Origin of the sequence: Mesonia mobilis DSM 19841 (assembly GCF_000423405.1) — a bacterium.
Classification (GTDB): domain Bacteria; phylum Bacteroidota; class Bacteroidia; order Flavobacteriales; family Flavobacteriaceae; genus Mesonia; species Mesonia mobilis.
The window spans coordinates 209764-225983 of record NZ_AUHX01000006.1; the positions used below are offsets into that span (position 1 = coordinate 209764).

At 36.8% G+C, this 16220-nt stretch carries 13 protein-coding genes; 9 read left to right on the forward strand and 4 right to left on the reverse strand.

All coding sequences use genetic code 11. The features are described from left to right. The first annotated feature begins 31 nt into the window (after positions 1–31). The 6 genes from G551_RS0106925 (at position 32) to G551_RS0106950 (ending at position 4071) form a co-directional block, all read left to right on the forward strand. Entirely contained in the window at positions 32–1255 is a 1224-nt protein-coding gene (locus G551_RS0106925; protein WP_027884875.1) for an aminotransferase class V-fold PLP-dependent enzyme, read from the forward strand. A 52-nt stretch (positions 1256–1307) separates the two neighbouring features. Further along, a complete protein-coding gene (locus tag G551_RS0106930; RefSeq protein ID WP_027884876.1) occupies positions 1308–1718 on the forward strand; it encodes an META domain-containing protein in 411 nt (136 codons plus the stop codon). 52 nt (positions 1719–1770) lie between these two features. Next, positions 1771–2148, forward strand: coding sequence for a SufE family protein (locus G551_RS0106935; RefSeq protein ID WP_051191320.1), 378 nt, complete (start codon positions 1771–1773; stop codon positions 2146–2148). A 3-nt stretch (positions 2149–2151) separates the two neighbouring features. Continuing rightward, positions 2152–2478, forward strand: a complete 327-nt coding sequence (locus tag G551_RS0106940) for an SUF system Fe-S cluster assembly protein (RefSeq protein ID WP_027884878.1) — start codon at positions 2152–2154, stop codon at positions 2476–2478. Positions 2479–2526: 48 nt separating this feature from the next. Then, positions 2527–3039: a DUF2480 family protein gene (locus tag G551_RS0106945; protein ID WP_027884879.1), complete on the forward strand. Its 513-nt coding sequence runs from the start codon at positions 2527–2529 to the stop codon at positions 3037–3039. Between the two features lie 93 nt (positions 3040–3132). Then, positions 3133–4071, forward strand: coding sequence for a DUF3078 domain-containing protein (locus G551_RS0106950; RefSeq protein ID WP_027884880.1), 939 nt, complete (start codon positions 3133–3135; stop codon positions 4069–4071). Between the two features lie 94 nt (positions 4072–4165). On the opposite strand, the gene G551_RS0106955 is transcribed toward G551_RS0106950, so the two are convergent. From G551_RS0106955 to G551_RS0106970, 4 genes are read right to left on the reverse strand one after another with little or no spacing between them, the layout of a single operon-like run. Further along, the gene (locus G551_RS0106955; protein WP_027884881.1) at positions 4166–7642 is read right to left on the reverse strand and encodes an efflux RND transporter permease subunit; all 3477 of its coding nucleotides are present in this window, start codon (positions 7640–7642) and stop codon (positions 4166–4168) included. Next, on the reverse strand, positions 7632–8801 hold the full coding sequence (locus G551_RS0106960; RefSeq protein WP_027884882.1) for an efflux RND transporter periplasmic adaptor subunit: 1170 nt from the start codon (positions 8799–8801) through the stop codon (positions 7632–7634). The genes G551_RS0106955 and G551_RS0106960 overlap by 11 nt, the downstream gene beginning before the upstream one ends. Positions 8802–8804: 3 nt before the next feature. Beyond that, on the reverse strand, positions 8805–10175 hold the full coding sequence (locus tag G551_RS0106965) for a TolC family protein (protein WP_027884883.1): 1371 nt from the start codon (positions 10173–10175) through the stop codon (positions 8805–8807). Then, the gene (locus tag G551_RS0106970) at positions 10172–10777 is read right to left on the reverse strand and encodes a TetR/AcrR family transcriptional regulator (RefSeq protein ID WP_027884884.1); all 606 of its coding nucleotides are present in this window, start codon (positions 10775–10777) and stop codon (positions 10172–10174) included. Before G551_RS0106970 ends, G551_RS0106965 begins: the two co-directional genes overlap by 4 nt. Positions 10778–10916: 139 nt before the next feature. On the opposite strand from G551_RS0106970, the gene G551_RS0106975 reads away from it, so the two are divergent. From G551_RS0106975 to odhB, 3 genes are all read left to right on the forward strand, one after another. Further along, on the forward strand, positions 10917–11891 hold the full coding sequence (locus G551_RS0106975) for a polyprenyl synthetase family protein (RefSeq protein ID WP_027884885.1): 975 nt from the start codon (positions 10917–10919) through the stop codon (positions 11889–11891). 160 nt (positions 11892–12051) lie between these two features. Beyond that, on the forward strand, positions 12052–14838 hold the full coding sequence (locus G551_RS0106980; RefSeq protein ID WP_027884886.1) for a 2-oxoglutarate dehydrogenase E1 component: 2787 nt from the start codon (positions 12052–12054) through the stop codon (positions 14836–14838). 33 nt (positions 14839–14871) lie between these two features. Continuing rightward, entirely contained in the window at positions 14872–16134 is a 1263-nt protein-coding gene (gene odhB / locus G551_RS0106985) for a 2-oxoglutarate dehydrogenase complex dihydrolipoyllysine-residue succinyltransferase (RefSeq protein WP_027884887.1), read from the forward strand. Positions 16135–16220 lie beyond the last annotated feature (86 nt).

The window sequence follows — 16220 nt, forward strand, 5'->3', positions numbered from 1 at the left end:
AATAGGTTCAATCAATTCATAAACTCATTTTATGAGTCATCAAATAGATATAGAAAAAGTACGAGCAGATTTCCCTATACTTTCCCGTAAAGTAAATGGGCATCCGCTCGTGTATTTCGATAATGCGGCTACTTCGCAAACACCAAAAGTGGTGATCGATGCGATTGTAGAATATTACGAACAATATAATGCCAATATTCACCGTGGCGTGCATAGCTTATCTCAAGAAGCAACCGATGCTTACGAGCAAGCTCGTGAAACACTAAGAGCACATTTTAATGCAGCGAAGAAAGAAGAAATTATCTTCACTTCGGGCACCACACACGGGATTAATTTAGTCGCTAATGGTTTTGCTTCTCAATTAAAAGCTGGTGATGAGGTGATCGTTTCTGCTTTAGAGCATCACTCTAATATTGTGCCTTGGCAAATGCTTTGTGAAAAAACCGGCGCGCAATTAAAAGTAATCCCGATGACTAATTCGGGTGAATTAGCCATGGATGCGTTTCACGAACTTTTAAGTGATAAAACAAAACTTGTTTTTGTAAATCACGTATCCAACGCATTAGGAACCATCAACCCGATCGAAACGATTATTTCTGAAGCTCATAAAAAAGGAGCGGCAGTGTTGATCGATGGTGCGCAAGCAGCTCCGCATATTAAAGCCGATGTTCAGGCTTTAGATGTCGATTTTTATGTTGTATCGGGTCATAAAATGTGTGGACCAACAGGTGTTGGTGTGCTCTACGGAAAAGAAGAATGGCTCATTAAACTTCCGCCATATCAAGGTGGAGGCGAAATGATCGATCAGGTAACTTTCGAGAAAACAACTTACGCCGGGTTACCGCATAAGTTTGAAGCAGGAACGCCAAATATTTGCGGCGGTATTGCTTTCGGGAAGGCGATCGAATATTTAAACGGACTAGGTTTCGAGAATATCGCAGCTTACGAGCACGAACTCTTAACTTATGCCACCGAGCAATTGTTAGCGGTTGGTGACGTAATGATCTATGGGACGTCTTCAGAAAAAACTGCGGTGATCTCTTTTAATATTGAAGGAATACATCCGTATGATATCGGGACGATTATCGATAAATTAGGGATTGCCGTAAGAACCGGTCATCACTGTGCGCAACCTATTATGGATTATTATAAAATTCCGGGAACGGTGAGAGCTTCTTTCAGTTTCTATAATACGAAAGAAGAAATCGATGCTTTTGTGCAAGCAGTGAAGCGAGCAAAAATTATGTTATCTTAGGGAGCTGATTTTTCAGCTTTTAAAAATTTCAACCTTCTAAATTCTATTATATATGAAATTAAAGTTTTTCATTTTATGCTTTGCCGCTTTCAGCTTGATAGGTTGTAAGGATGTAGAAAACAATTCAACTAAAGCCTTAGAAAGTGCTGAATATTCTGTAGAAAAAGTTGGTGAAATGTCGGTGAAAGATTTTCAGTTAACGATGAATATCGATCTGGAAGAAAAAATAGTTAACGGTTTTGCCGGGTGCAATAGTTATAGCGGCGGGTTAAACAATCCGGAAGCGCAACAACTAAAAGTAATGAAAGTGGTTTCTACCAGAAAAATGTGTCAAGAAGCGATGCAAGCAGAAAATGGTTTTCTAGAAGCACTTCGCCAGACCACAGCTTATCAATTTTCAGAAGAGAAACTTCAGTTTACTAATGAGAATGGTAAGGTTTTAATTGAAGCAAAAAAGAAATAATAGTTTGAGTAATATAAAAGAAATACAGGAAGAGATTGTAGATGAATTCGCAATGTTTGACGATTGGATGCAGCGTTACGAATATATGATCGAGCTAGGAAAATCACTTCCGTTAATCGACGAGCAATACAAAACCGACGAAAATATCATTAAAGGCTGCCAAAGTAAAGTTTGGGTTCACGCCGATATGGAAGATGGGAAAGTAGTGTTTACTGCCGATAGTGATGCAATTATTACCAAAGGAATCATTGCCATTTTGGTGCGTGCGTTCTCTAACCAAGAACCTAAAGCTATTTTAGATGCCAATACCGATTTTATAGATGAAATTGGTTTAAAAGAGCATTTGTCGCCAACACGTGCTAACGGATTGGTAAGTATGATCAAACAATTAAAAATGTATGCGTTAGCATATCAAACTAAAGTACAATAAGCGATGAGCGTAGAAGAAATAGATACTCAAGAGTTAGGAGAGAAGATTGTAAAGGTGCTAAAAACCATTTACGATCCAGAAATACCTGTAGATATTTACGAACTAGGTCTTATTTACGATGTTTTTGTAAATGAAGATTACGATGTGAAAATTTTAATGACGTTAACCACGCCTAACTGCCCGGTGGCAGAAACGCTTCCGCAAGAGGTAGAGGAAAAAGTGAAGTCGTTAAACAAGGTGAATGATGTAGAGTTAGAGCTTACCTTCGACCCGCCTTGGTCTCAAGATTTAATGAGCGAAGAAGCAAAACTAGAATTAGGAATGTTATAAGTTAAAGGCCGAAATTATATTTCGGCTTTTTCAGAATTTGAAAATTTTATGGCTGAAGAAATCATCAATAGAGTTGCCAATAGTAAATTAGTCACTTTTAATTTAGAAGAATACTATCCGGAAGGAGAACGCGTGCTTTTCGATATTAAAGATTGGCTTTTTGAAGGATTTGTGCTGCGTGAAAAAGATTTTCGGGAAGCTGTAAAACAACACGATTGGGCGCAATACCAAGATAAATATTTGGCGCTAACTTGCTCTTCAGACGCGATTATACCGGCTTGGGCTTATATGTTAATTACGACAGAACTTCAGCCTTATGCAAAACGTATAATTTTAGGAGATCTTCAGCAATTAGAATTCAGCATTTATCAAGATATTATCAATACCATCGATATAGAAGAATTTAGAGATTTGCCGGTAATTGTTAAAGGTTGCGCTCGCAAACCGGTACCCGAAAATGCTTATCTGCAAATCGTACAAAAACTACAACCGGTAGCCAAAACCATTATGTTTGGTGAGGCTTGCTCATCGGTTCCGTTATTCAAAAAGAAGAAAAAGTAATTCAGCTTTTCCATTTATATTTAATATTTCTTTAAGAGTCACTTGTTGAAATAAGTTAACTTTGTAGGCAATTTTACTATTAAATTTTGCACTATGAAGAAATTACTATTAATCGTACCTCTTTTACTTTTTACACAACTCACTTTTGCTCAAGATGAAGAAGAATCTGACGAACCTAAAGAAGGTTGGGTAGGCACAGGAACTTTTTCGTTACTTTTTAATCAAGCTGCATTTAATGCCGAATGGCAAGGCGGCGGAACTTCAAACTACGCCGGTAACGCTACGATTAGCTATAATCTAAACTACAATAAAGACAATTTTACTTGGGACAATACCTTTTTAGGAGATTATGGTTTAACCAAGGTAAAAGATGATGAATTTGTAAGAAAAACCAACGACCGTTTAGAGGTAAATTCGGTTGCAGGTTGGGAGATAAATGAGTCTAACTGGTATTATTCAGTTTTTGCTAACTTCAGAACCCAATTTGCTAAAGGTTATGAGTATGACGAAGTAGATGTGATCGATGAAACTACAGGAAATGTGATTGGCGAAGAAACCGTAAGAACAGAAACTACGCACTTTATGTCTCCTGGGTATTTGCAAGTAGGTCCTGGCATGCTTTGGAAGAAAAATGAAAACTTTAAAGTGAATATTGCGCCGGCTACTGCACGTTTTATTTTTGTAGACGATCGTTTTACCACGGTTGAAGGTTATGAAGACGGTGATTATTTTGGCGTAGATCAAGGAGAATCGATGCGTTTTGAATTTGGTGCTTCGGTAACGGCTTACGCAAAGTTTGATCTAGTTGAAAATGTGACTTTTGAAAATATGCTGAATTTATATGCAAACTATTTAGAAGACCCGCAAAATGTAGATTTAGATTACACCGGAAAATTAAATATGAAGGTGAACGATTATCTTTCTGCAAACTTTATTTTCCAAACGATTTATGACGATAATGCAGTAAAAGCATTTCAGGTAAGAGAAGTATTAGGAGTTGGTTTTACGTATAAAATCAATCCGCAAGAATAATTTTTATTGCTGAATTATTTACGATATAAAAAAAAAGGCTTTCTATTTCTAGAAAGCCTTTTTTGTTGAATTCAATAAATGTCTGCTGAATAAATTAATTGGTTTCAGCATTTGGTTGAAGTTCTTTACCTCTTTTTTTTCTGTACTTTACCTTACCGCGATTACTTAGGTAGAACATTACCGGTACGATCACCAAGGTTAAGAAAGTAGCAAAGGTAAGACCGAAGATCACCGTCCAGGCTAAAGGTCCCCAGAAAATCACGTTATCACCACCAATATAGATCTTTGGTTCGTAGTTAATAAATAGCGAGAAGAAATCGATGTTTAACCCAACTGCCAAAGGTATTAATCCTAAAACCGTAGTAATTGCCGTTAATAAAACCGGTCTTAATCTCGATTTACCACCGGCCACAATTACTTCAAAATATTGTTGTTTGGTAAGTAGATCTTTTTCATCTAAACCAAGTTCTTCTTTCTTTCGATCGATGAGTATTTGCGTGTAATCAATCAAAACAATTGCGTTGTTCACAACAATACCGGCGAGAGAGATAATCCCCATCATCGTCATAATGATCACGAAATCCATTCCGAAGAAAACTAATCCGAAAAACACGCCACCTAAACTTAAAAGTACCGCCATTAAAATAATGATAGGTTTTGATAGCGAATTAAATTGTGCTACAAGAATTAATAAAATTCCGCCTAAAGCAATAAGCAACGCTTTCAATAAGAAAGACATATTTTCTGCTTGCTCTTCTTGTTCTCCCGTAAAGCTAAAACTCATATCTTTTGGGAGCTCGTAGTTCTTTAATTCAGATTTTAGCTGCTGTACAATAGCGTTACCATTATAATCTCCCAAAACGTTAGAATAAATGGTGATCACACGTTTTAAGTCTTTACGTTTGATCGAGCTAAACGTTGCTGTCTGTTTTTTATCGACAACCGCAGAGATCGGGATCTGCATGATCTCTCCGGTATTTTGATTTTTAAACGTAATGGGTTGATTAAAGATCGCATTTTCATTATACCTGAAATCTTCATTAAACCTTACGTTAATTTCATAATCATCATCACCATCTTTATAGGTTGAAACTTCTTCTCCATAAATTGCACGACGTAAAGTTTGCCCAACTACCGCGGTAGAAACACCTAATCGACCGGCTTTTTTACGATCTACTTTTACGTTAAGTTCCGGTTTAGCTTTGTTAACATCTATTTTAAGCTCTTCGATCCCGTCGATACTTAAATCTTGCATAAACGAACGCATTTTTTGCGCTTCCGCTAACATTTGATCGTAGTTTTCACCTTTAATCTCAATGTTAATTGGGTAACCGGCCGGCGGTCCTGCTGCATCTTTTTCAACAATTACAGAAGCACCGGGAAAACCTTGAACCGCTTCACGAACTTCTTCTAAAACGGTAGAACTTTTTACGCCACGACGATCGTTAAATTCACGCATCGATAGCGTAATTTTACCTTTATGCGGCATTTCATTTTGTTGCCCGCCATCGGTTTGTGGGTTTCCTGCACCTTCACCAACTTGAGAAATAGCAGATTCAACCATAAAGTTATACCCGTCGTCTTCGTACTTTTTAATAGCCTCGAAAACTCGCTTTTCGATCTTTTTAGTTAGTTCGTTAGTTTTCTCGATATCGGTTGCTTCCGGATATTCGATATAAGTAATAATTTGGTTAGGCTGATTTTCTGGGAAAAACAACACGTTGGGTTGAGAAACGCCTACCAAAACAAAACTTATAATAAGCAAACCGAAAGTTCCGAAGAAAAATAAATAGGCTCTTTTACCACGAAGCGAATATTTTAAGAAACGCTCATAAAAGTTCTCTAGTTTTTTTAAGGATTTATACTGGAAATAGTTCACCGCTTTCTTCAAAAACAATCGGTAAACCCAAAGTAAAATTACCGCTAATAGCATTAAATTTCCTAAGCCTCTAAAGAAGCCCATTTCTAAAACGAAACCTGCGATTAAAATAATAACGCCAACAACACCTAAGATAATACTTACCATAATGGCGCGCTTTCGCTTCATATCTTTTTCTTCAACCTGCATAAACTGCGACGTAAGCATCGAGTTAATGATTAGCGCAACGAATAGGGAAGAACCTAAAACGATAGAAAGCGTCATCGGGAAAATAACCATAAACTTACCAATGGTTCCCGGCCATAAACCTAACGGGAAAAATGCTGCCAGTGTAGTTGCTGTTGAAGCGATAATTGGCCAAGCAATTTCACCTAAACCTTGTTTGGCGGCTTTAATTCTTGGCATTCCTTCACTCATTAAGGTATAAACGTTTTCAACAACCACAATACCGTTGTCTACCAACATCCCTAGCCCCATTACTAAGGCGAAAAGTACCATTGTGTTTAAGGTGAAACCTAAAGCACTTAATACGATATAAGAAAGTAACATCGATAGCGGAATCGCAACTCCCACAAAAAGTGCGTTTCTAAAACCTAAGAAGAACATTAAAACTCCAACCACCAAAATAACTCCGAAAATAATATTGTTTACCAAGTCGTTTACCTGGTTTTCGGTTTTGATCGATTGGTCGTTAGTCACTGAAATATGAAGGTTATCCGGGAAATATTCTTCTTCTTCAACCTCAATAATTTCTTTGATCTGCTCTACCGCTTCGATCATATTTTTACCGGCGCGCTTTTTAATATCAAGCATAACTACCGGTTCGCCATATTCTCTGGCGTAGGTTGTGGCGTCTTTTTCTTGAAAATTGATTTTTGCGATATCACGTAAATAGGTAACTCCGCCTTCGCGTTTTACCACAACTTCTTCCAACTCTTTCGGGTCTTCGATTTCACCGATAACGCGAATGTTTTTCTGTACACCGTTTTCTGTTACATTTCCTCCGGAAATTGTTCTGTTCTCTGCGCTAATTGCATTCACAATGTCGTTGAAGCTTATTTGAGAAGCCGTCATTTTATAAACATCGACCGCAATTTCTACTTCTCTTTCTTCTGCACCGCGAATCGTAGCTTCTTTGATCTGCGGAAGCAATTCTATTTTATCTTGAAGATATTCAGCATAATCTTTTAATTGCTGAATGGTGTAATCTCCGGTAAGATTTACGTTCAAGATCGGTTGCTCTTCAGAAATATTAAGATCAAAAACATTAGGTTCTACTTTCGCGCCGTTATCTAAAGTTGGCCAAGTAGTTTCGGCTTTTACTAAATCTACCTTGTCTTTAATTTTTTGCTTAGCGACAGAAACTTCAATATCTTCTTCAAACTCGACAATTACGATCGAATAATCTTGTAAGGTGGTTGAAGTGATTTCTCGTACGCCGGCAACGTCGTTAAACTCTTCTTCTAAAGGTTCTGTAATAAATTTTTCTACATCTTCTGCAGAGTTACCCGGGTTCACCGAACTTACGTATATTTTGGTTTCTATAATCTCTGGGAAAGCTTCACGAGGCATGCTGTAATAGGAAAGCAGCCCGCCTAGCAAAACGATAGCAATAATCACATAAACGGTCATGTTATTGCTAATCGACCAAGATGAAATAGGAAACTCTTTTTGGGTGTTTTTACTTGACATTTTCGCTTATTTTTACTTCTTGTCCTTCTCTTGTCGATCTTGCTCCTTCAAGAATAATGGTTTGTCCGGCTTTTAAACCTTCTAAAACTTCAATTTTATTGTCATAGCTAAGTCCGGTTTTTACGATGTTTCTGGCAGCCGTTCCTGTAGTGTCGCTTTCTTTTTTTACGGTGAAAGCAACGCTGTTTCCTTCAGCATTTTCTTGAAGAATGTTCAACGGAATTACAATAGCATTTTCTGAAGTGTAATCGTTAAGTTTTACGGTTGCAATAAGGTTGGGTTTTATTAAACCTTGCTCGTTAGGTACAGAAACGCGTACTTGAAAACTTCTGTTGTTAGGATTAATAAAGTCTGAAACTTGCTCGATGCTTCCTTCAAACTCTTTACCAATTGAGCTAAGTTCAATTAATACTTCAGTTCCTTTATTAATTTTACCTAAATAGGTTTCTGGTACTTCTGCAGTTACATACATTTCTGTTAAGTTAACCAAACGGAAAAGCTGACTTTGTCCTGTGCTTACTACCTGACCTTCATCGGCAATTACTTGGTCGATCGTACCGGTAAATGGAGCTTTAATTACTGTTTTTGAAAGCTGAGTACGTAATTGGTTTACCGAATTTTGCATAGCTTCAAAATTGGTTTTCGATTCTAGGTATTGAATTTCTGACCCAATGTTTTGGTTCCAAAGACGCTCTTGTCTTTCGTAGGTAGTTTTCGCTAAGGCTAATTGAGATTCAGACTGCGCTAATTGGCTCGATAAACCACCATCGTCAATTTTTGCTAAACGTTGCCCTTTGGTTACTCGCTCACCTTCTTTTACATAAATACTGGTTAAAATACCAGAAAACTCCGGGTGGATAATAATATTTTGATCGGTTTCTACATCACCTTGCACTTCGATATAATGTTTGAAAAGTGTGTCTTGCAATGTTTCAACAGTAACTAGTGAACGGCTTTTGTTCGTGTCTAGTTTTTCAATCTCTTCATTTAATAATTCGATCTGTTCTTTTAACTCGCTTTGCTGCGTGGTAAGTTCAGATTTTTTAGCTCTTATTTCGGTTAGGTTTCCACCTTCTATCACATCTTCTACAGATTTTTCTTCGTCGCCGCAAGCAATAAGACTTAGGCTTATAAAAGAAAGGAATAAAAACTTTTTCATGATTTATTTATTGGTAAAGTTAAGGTTAGGTGTATTTAATAATGTCTCTAATGCTGCTTTTGCATTTAGTACTTCAAGCATCGACTGTAATAATTCTTGTTGTGCATCGTAAAGCTGAGTTTGCGCTTGTCTTAGCTCAAAACTGGTCGCGATCCCTTCAGAAAATTTAATTTGATTTTTGTTTTCAATACGTTCAGCAAGGGCTAAGTTTTGCTGTGAAGTTTGGTATTTTTCAATCGCATATTGGTAATCGTTTTTTGCGCGAGTCATCCCTAATCGAATTTGTTCTTTAGACTGCTCAAATTGTGTTTGAGCTTGGTCTAAGGCAATTCTGGCTTGGGCAGTTTGTGCGCTTCTTTTTAACGAACTGAAAATAGGAATGTTTAAACTCACGCCCCAAATTGAGGATTGAAACCATTGTTGGTTATCGTTTAAAAAAGTGAATTTTTCACTGTTTCCCGTTGTTCCGTAATTGATAAATGTTGAAAGCGTAGGCAGCGCTTGTGCTTTTTGTAAGTTAAGCTCATGTTCACGTTGTTCGATTTGCACTTGCGCAAGTTGATAGTCTAAATTCTCTTCAATATTTATTTCAGAATTAAGAAGCGTTAGGCTAATGTTGTTTTCAACTAAGCCTTTAAGGGTATCGATTAGATTAACTTCTTTTTCTAACGGAATACCTAAAGTTAATTTTAAAGCATCACGCGCAATGGCAACTAAACGTTCTGCATTGTTCAGTTCGTTACTTATTTGAAGAAAAGTAATTTGTAGTTGTTCTACACTTTCTTCTTCTTGTAAGCCGTTTTCAAAAATCTTTCTGGTTTCTTCTAAATTGTCTTCCAGATTGTCTTTGTTACTTTTTAAAATAGTAACACTTTCTTCAGCCAATAAAACATTTCCGTAGGCATCGATCACATCTTGTCGAATTTCTAATGCGGTACGTTCTGCATTGGTCGTGGTGTATTTTTCAAAAGTTTTTGCAGCACGAACTCCCACAATATAAGACCCGTCAAATAATAATTGACTTGCAGTTGCAGTGGCAGCTAAATTTTGCTTCGTACCAAATTGAACAGGTATAAATGTTCCTGGCGCTCCACCGGCAAGTTCTCCCGGTAATAATTGTACCGGTCGCTTAATGTTATTTTGATAATCTACTGCGGCACTAATTTGTGGTAATCCATCTGCAGTGGTTTCCCATTTTTGTTTAGCAGCAGCTGCAATATCTCGTTTTGCATTAATTGCCGTGTAGCTACTGTCTAGGGCAAAATTAATGGCTTCTTCTAAGCTAAAACTGTAATTTTCTTTTTCTTGAATTGTTTCTTGCGCGTGCAAGCCAATGCTTAATAGTAAAAGAAAACAACTTAGGCGTATTCTCATGAGTCGCATTTATGGTTTAAGTTATTAATGTATTCTAGGCCTTTTTGTGAGGCAATGGCTCTAAAGTGATAATCTAAAAAGTGACTTACTAAATAAGGAATGGTGTATTTATCCATCGGAAAATACTCACTGTCTTTAATGCCTTCTAAAGTCATAAAGTAAAAGTTGAGCACGATTTCATTATCAATATCTTGTCGATAATAACCGTTTTCTTTTCCTCGTTTTAGGTTGTTACCAATACTCAACTTCATTCGTTCTACTTTTAATTCTTTTAAAGCTTCATCGACTTTTGGGTAGTACTTGCAAAGTTGAAATTGAGGAGAAGCTTTCTCTTCTTTTAATCTCTTTAAAATAAATTCATGAATTTTTAACAGCTCATCGATCGGGTTATGCTTTTCAGCAATAATTTCGTCTATCCCTGCGGTAATGCAATTGAATAATTCAATAGCACAAGCTTCCACCAATTTTCCTTTGTTTGGGAAATGGCTGTAAATGGTTTTTTTAGATATGCTTAATTTTTCAGCAATATCATCCATCGTGACACTTTTAAACCCTAAGGTTAAAAACATGTCTGTAGCGGTATCTAAAATATCTTCTTTCATAATCGGGGGGCAAAAGTACCATGGAAACTTTGAATACAAAAAAAGTTTCCGTAGTTTTTTATTAATTTAAGATTAAATAATTCAGGGCGTTCCAAAATCACTTAATTATGGTATTTTAGCCAAAAATTTATCGAAAGCTATGAGTGATATTTCTTTCTATAGAGAAGAGTTTTTAAATTATTTAGAAAGTAATTTATCGAAGAAAGAACCTGTTAATTTATATGAGCCTATTTCCTACATTCTCCAGTTGGGCGGAAAAAGACTACGACCGGTTTTAGTATTAATTTCTACGGAAGCTTTTGGGGTTTCTTATAAAAAAGCATTAGATGCAGCCTTAGCGATAGAGGTTTTTCATAACTTTTCGTTAGTGCATGACGATATTATGGATGATGCTCCTTTGCGAAGAGGTAAAGCTACCGTTCATGAAAAATGGGATATAAATACCGGTATTCTTTCGGGTGACGCTATGCTGATCAAGGCCTACCAGTTGTTTGAAAATTATGAAGTGCATCAATTTAAAGAGCTAGCAAAATTATTTAGCAGAACAGCGATCGAAGTTTGTGAGGGGCAACAATACGATATTGATTTTGAAACTAGAGATGATGTTTCTATCGAAGAATATCTTACGATGATCGAGTATAAAACAGCAGTTTTAGTAGGTGCATCTTTAGAAATGGGAGCGATCGTTGCTAACGCATCAAAATCACTTCAAAAAGAAATTTATGATTACGGTCGTTTAATAGGGATTGCTTTTCAGTTGCAGGACGATTATTTAGATGCATTTGGCGATCCAGAAACTTTTGGTAAGCAAGTTGGCGGTGATATTATTGAAAACAAAAAAACTTATCTTTACTTAAAAGCGCTTGAAAAACTTTCAGTAGAAGAAGCAGAGCAATTAAGGCATTTGTACACCATTTTACCTACCGATAATGCGCAAAAAGTAGAAACAGTTAAGCATTTGTTTGAAGAAAGTGGCGCTGCTGAAAAAACGCGTGAAGAAATTGCGAATTATACAGAAGAAGCTTTTCAGTTATTAGAGAAATTAGACATTAAATCTGCACAAAAAAACTTATTGCGAGATTTAGGTGAAAGCTTGCTAACGAGAACGATTTAGTAATCGATTGCATAATAAATGTTAATTTTTCATAAAGTTTAGGTGGTATGGAGAAAAATATGTCGAACTATAGCAGAAATTTATAATATATTTCTGCCTATATCTTGTAAAAATTGTATTTTTGACAATGTTTTAAAAACATAAGTGTATATTCCTATCTATGGATCAATTTTCATTTCTAAATGCGGCACACACCGCATATTTTGCAGAACTTTACGATCAATATCTACAGTTTCCTGATAGTGTAGAGCCGAGTTGGAGAGCTTTTTTTCAAGGTTTCGATTTTGGTAAAGGCTTAAGCGTGGTTGAAGAAACTGAAACTTCTTCAGAAAATAAGACTATTGCAGAGCCAGGAAATGGTACTGTTGTAAATGTTCCCGATAACGTTTTAAAAGAATTTCAGGTCGTTCAGCTTATCGATGGTTATCGTACTCGAGGTCATTTGTTTACCAGAACAAATCCGGTGCGTGAGCGAAGAAAGTATGAGCCGACTTTAGATATCGAAAACTTTGGTTTAGAACAGTCAGATCTAGAAACAGAATTTTCTGCAGGAGAGATCTTAGGGTTAGGAACTACTTCCTTGAAAAATATTATTCAACACCTCAAGAACATTTATTGTGAATCGATAGGGATTGAATATATGTATATTAGAAAACCGGAAGAAATTCAATGGATTCAGCAGAAGTTGAATGTTAATGAAAATCATCCGCAGTTTTCAAAAGATCAAAAAAAACATATCCTTAAAAAGTTAAACGAAGCTGTTTCTTTTGAAGGGTTTTTGCATACCAAGTACGTAGGTCAAAAACGTTTCTCTCTTGAAGGAGGTGAGAGTTTGATTCCTGCTTTAGATGCGCTTATTGAAGCTGCTGCAGAAAAAGGTGTGAAAGAGTTCGTGATGGGTATGGCTCACCGCGGTCGTTTAAATACCTTAACCAATATTTTTGGTAAAAGCGCTAAAGATATTTTTAGTGAATTTGATGGTAAAGATTACGAGCAAGAAGTGTTTGATGGTGATGTTAAATATCACTTAGGTTGGACCTCTTGTAGAACCACCGATAGTGGTAAAGATATTAACTTAAATATTGCTCCTAACCCTTCTCACTTAGAGACTGTTGGTCCTGTGGTAGAAGGTATTGCTAGAGCAAAACAAGATGGGCATTATTTAGGATCTCCTGAAAATGTATTGCCAATTATTGTGCACGGTGATGCGGCGATTGCCGGTCAAGGGGTGGTTTATGAAACTGTTCAAATGGCGCAATTAGAAGGTTATAGAACAGAAGGAACTATTCATGTCGTTGTGAACAACCAAATTGGTTTTACAACCAATTATTTAGATGCAAGATCATCGACGTATTGTACAGATGTTGCAAAAGTAACTTTATCTCCGGTGCTTCATGTAAATGCTGATGATGCAGAGGCTGTGGTGCATGCGATGTTATTTGCATTAGATTTTAGAATGCAATTTGGTCGAGATGTATTTATCGATCTTTTAGGTTATAGAAAATATGGTCATAACGAAGGTGATGAGCCTCGTTTTACGCAGCCAAAATTATATAAGGCAATTGCAAAACACGATAATACGAGAGATATCTACGCTGAAAAATTAGTGAAAGATGGTATTATCGAGAAAGATTACGTTCAGAAACTAGAAAAGGATTATAAAGACAATCTTGAAGATAGCTTAGAAAGTTCGCGAAAAGAAGAAACCACCAAGATCACTCCGATCATGCAGGATGAGTGGGAAGGTTATTCTTATGCAACTGAAAGCGACATGATGGAAACCGTAGATACTACAGTAGATTTAGATGAATTAACTACGGTTGCAGAAAAAATTACCAATTTACCGGAAGATAAGAAGTTCTTGAGAAAGGCTGCTAAGCTAATTGCAGCTCGAAATAAAATGTATTTCGAAACTAACAAGTTAGATTGGGGAATGGCAGAACTTTTAGCTTATGGTACTTTGCTAAAAGAAGGTCATAATGTTAGAATGACCGGTCAAGATGTGGAGCGTGGTACATTCTCTCACCGTCACGCAGTTTTAAAAGTTGAAGAAAGCGAAGAAGAAGTGGTGTTGCATAATCAAATTGCAGACGAGCAAGGTCATTTCTATATTTATAACTCGCTACTTTCAGAATATGGTGTGGTAGGTTTTGATTACGGTTATGCAATGGCAAACCCTAAAACCTTAACCATTTGGGAGGCGCAGTTTGGTGACTTTAGTAACGGTGCGCAAATTATGCTAGATCAATATATTTCTGCTGCAGAAGATAAGTGGAAATTACAAAACGGTTTAGTAATGTTCTTACCTCACGGTTACGAAGGTCAGGGAGCAGAGCACTCTTCAGCAAGAATGGAGAGATATCTTCAGCTTTGCGCAAAAGATAATATGTATGTGGTCGACGTTACAACACCGGCTAACTTCTTCCATTTATTAAGAAGACAGGTAAAAGTAGGTTTTAGAAAGCCGCTTATTGTATTTACGCCGAAGAGTTTATTGAGACACTCTAAAGTGATTTCAACTAAAGAAGAATTAGCAGAAGGAAGTTTCCAAACTGTGTTAGACGATCCGAATGCAGATACTAAAAAGATAAAAACTTTAGTGTTCTGTACCGGTAAGTTCTATTACGATCTGTTAGATAGAAAAGAAAAAGATAAAAGAGATGATGTGGCGTTAGTAAGATTGGAGCAGTTATTCCCGATCCCCACAAGCAGAATCAAAGAAATTATCAATAAATATGAAAATGTAGACGATTTAGTCTGGGCGCAAGAGGAGCCAAGAAACATGGGAGCTTATTCTCACTTGTTACTTCATTTAAATGAAATGAGAGATTTTAGAGTTTGCAGTAGAAAATTCTACGGAGCTCCGGCAGCAGGTAGTGCTGTAAGATTTAAGAGAAGACACGAAAGAGTGATCGATAGTGTTTTCGATAAAACAATTAATGACTAACTTTAGAAATACGATACCGAAATTATTTAAATTATGGCTTTAGAAATGAAAGTCCCTTCACCAGGGGAATCAATTACAGAAGTTGAAATCGCAGAATGGCTTGTAGAAGATGGTGATTATGTAGAGAAAGATCAAGCGATTGCAGAGGTAGATAGTGATAAAGCAACACTAGAATTACCTGCTGAAGCAAGCGGAATTATTACCTTAAAAGCAGAAGAAGGTGACGCTGTGCAAGTAGGTGAGGTGGTTTGTTTAATCGACACCGAAGCAGAAAAACCTGGTGGTGGCGAGTCTGCTGAAAAAGAAGAAGCAGAACGACAAGAAAAAGCTGAAGAGGATAACAGTAAAAAAGCAGAGGCTAAAACTGAAGAACCTTCAAAATCTTCTACAGAAGAGCAAAAACAAGACGATAAAAATTACGCTACAGGAACTCCTTCTCCGGCAGCTAAGAAGACTTTAGCTGAAAAAGGCATCGACGCAAAAGATGTAAAAGGAACCGGTAAAAATGGAAGAATTACTCAAGATGATGCAGTAAAAGCAAAACCATCGATGGGAACTCCGGGTAATGGTAGTCGTAGTGAATCTCGTAAGAAAATGTCGATGCTTCGTCGTAAAGTTGCAGAGCGTTTAGTAAGTGCTAAAAATGAAACAGCAATGCTTACGACATTCAATGAAGCAGATATGTCGGCTATTTTCGAATTAAGAAAAAAATACAAAGAAGACTTTAAGGCAAAACACGATGTGAGTTTAGGTTTTATGTCTTTCTTTACTAAAGCGGTAATTAGAGCTCTAGAGCAATATCCTGCAGTAAATAGTATGATCGACGGTAAAGAAATGATTACTTACGATTATAAAGATATTAGTATTGCGGTTTCAGGGCCAAAAGGTTTAATGGTTCCTGTAATTAGAAATGCAGAGAATTTAAGCTTTAGAGGCGTTGAGGCAGAAGTGAAGCGTTTAGCGCTTCGCGCAAGAGACGGTAAGATCACGGTAGATGAAATGACCGGAGGTACATTCACGATCTCTAACGGAGGAGTTTTTGGTTCTATGCTTTCAACACCAATCATCAACCCACCACAAAGTGGTATCTTAGGAATGCACAATATTATTGAGCGTCCGGTAGCGGTAGATGGTAAGGTTGAAATTAGACCAATGATGTACTTAGCACTTTCTTACGACCACAGAATTATCGATGGTAAAGAATCTGTTGGTTTCTTAGTGGCGATTAAAGAAGCGCTAGAAAGTCCTGAAGATTTACTAATGGACGGCGATATTAAAAAAGCCCTAGAATTATAAAAACAAAACGTATTTCTATAAATAAAAAGCCTTCATTGAAAAATGAAGGCTTTTTTATGTTTTTGAATATCTGTAATTTTTAATGA

Coding starts and splice junctions, on each gene's coding strand:
- G551_RS0106925 (WP_027884875.1), top strand. CDS start 32: ATGAGTCATCAAATAGATATAGAAAAAGTACGAGCAGATTTCCCTATA.
- G551_RS0106930 (WP_027884876.1), top strand. CDS start 1,308: ATGAAATTAAAGTTTTTCATTTTATGCTTTGCCGCTTTCAGCTTGATA.
- G551_RS0106935 (WP_051191320.1), top strand. CDS start 1,771: ATGTTTGACGATTGGATGCAGCGTTACGAATATATGATCGAGCTAGGA.
- G551_RS0106940 (WP_027884878.1), top strand. CDS start 2,152: ATGAGCGTAGAAGAAATAGATACTCAAGAGTTAGGAGAGAAGATTGTA.
- G551_RS0106945 (WP_027884879.1), top strand. CDS start 2,527: ATGGCTGAAGAAATCATCAATAGAGTTGCCAATAGTAAATTAGTCACT.
- G551_RS0106950 (WP_027884880.1), top strand. CDS start 3,133: ATGAAGAAATTACTATTAATCGTACCTCTTTTACTTTTTACACAACTC.
- G551_RS0106955 (WP_027884881.1), bottom strand. CDS start 7,642: ATGTCAAGTAAAAACACCCAAAAAGAGTTTCCTATTTCATCTTGGTCG.
- G551_RS0106960 (WP_027884882.1), bottom strand. CDS start 8,801: ATGAAAAAGTTTTTATTCCTTTCTTTTATAAGCCTAAGTCTTATTGCT.
- G551_RS0106965 (WP_027884883.1), bottom strand. CDS start 10,175: ATGAGAATACGCCTAAGTTGTTTTCTTTTACTATTAAGCATTGGCTTG.
- G551_RS0106970 (WP_027884884.1), bottom strand. CDS start 10,777: ATGAAAGAAGATATTTTAGATACCGCTACAGACATGTTTTTAACCTTA.
- G551_RS0106975 (WP_027884885.1), top strand. CDS start 10,917: ATGAGTGATATTTCTTTCTATAGAGAAGAGTTTTTAAATTATTTAGAA.
- G551_RS0106980 (WP_027884886.1), top strand. CDS start 12,052: ATGGATCAATTTTCATTTCTAAATGCGGCACACACCGCATATTTTGCA.
- odhB (WP_027884887.1), top strand. CDS start 14,872: ATGGCTTTAGAAATGAAAGTCCCTTCACCAGGGGAATCAATTACAGAA.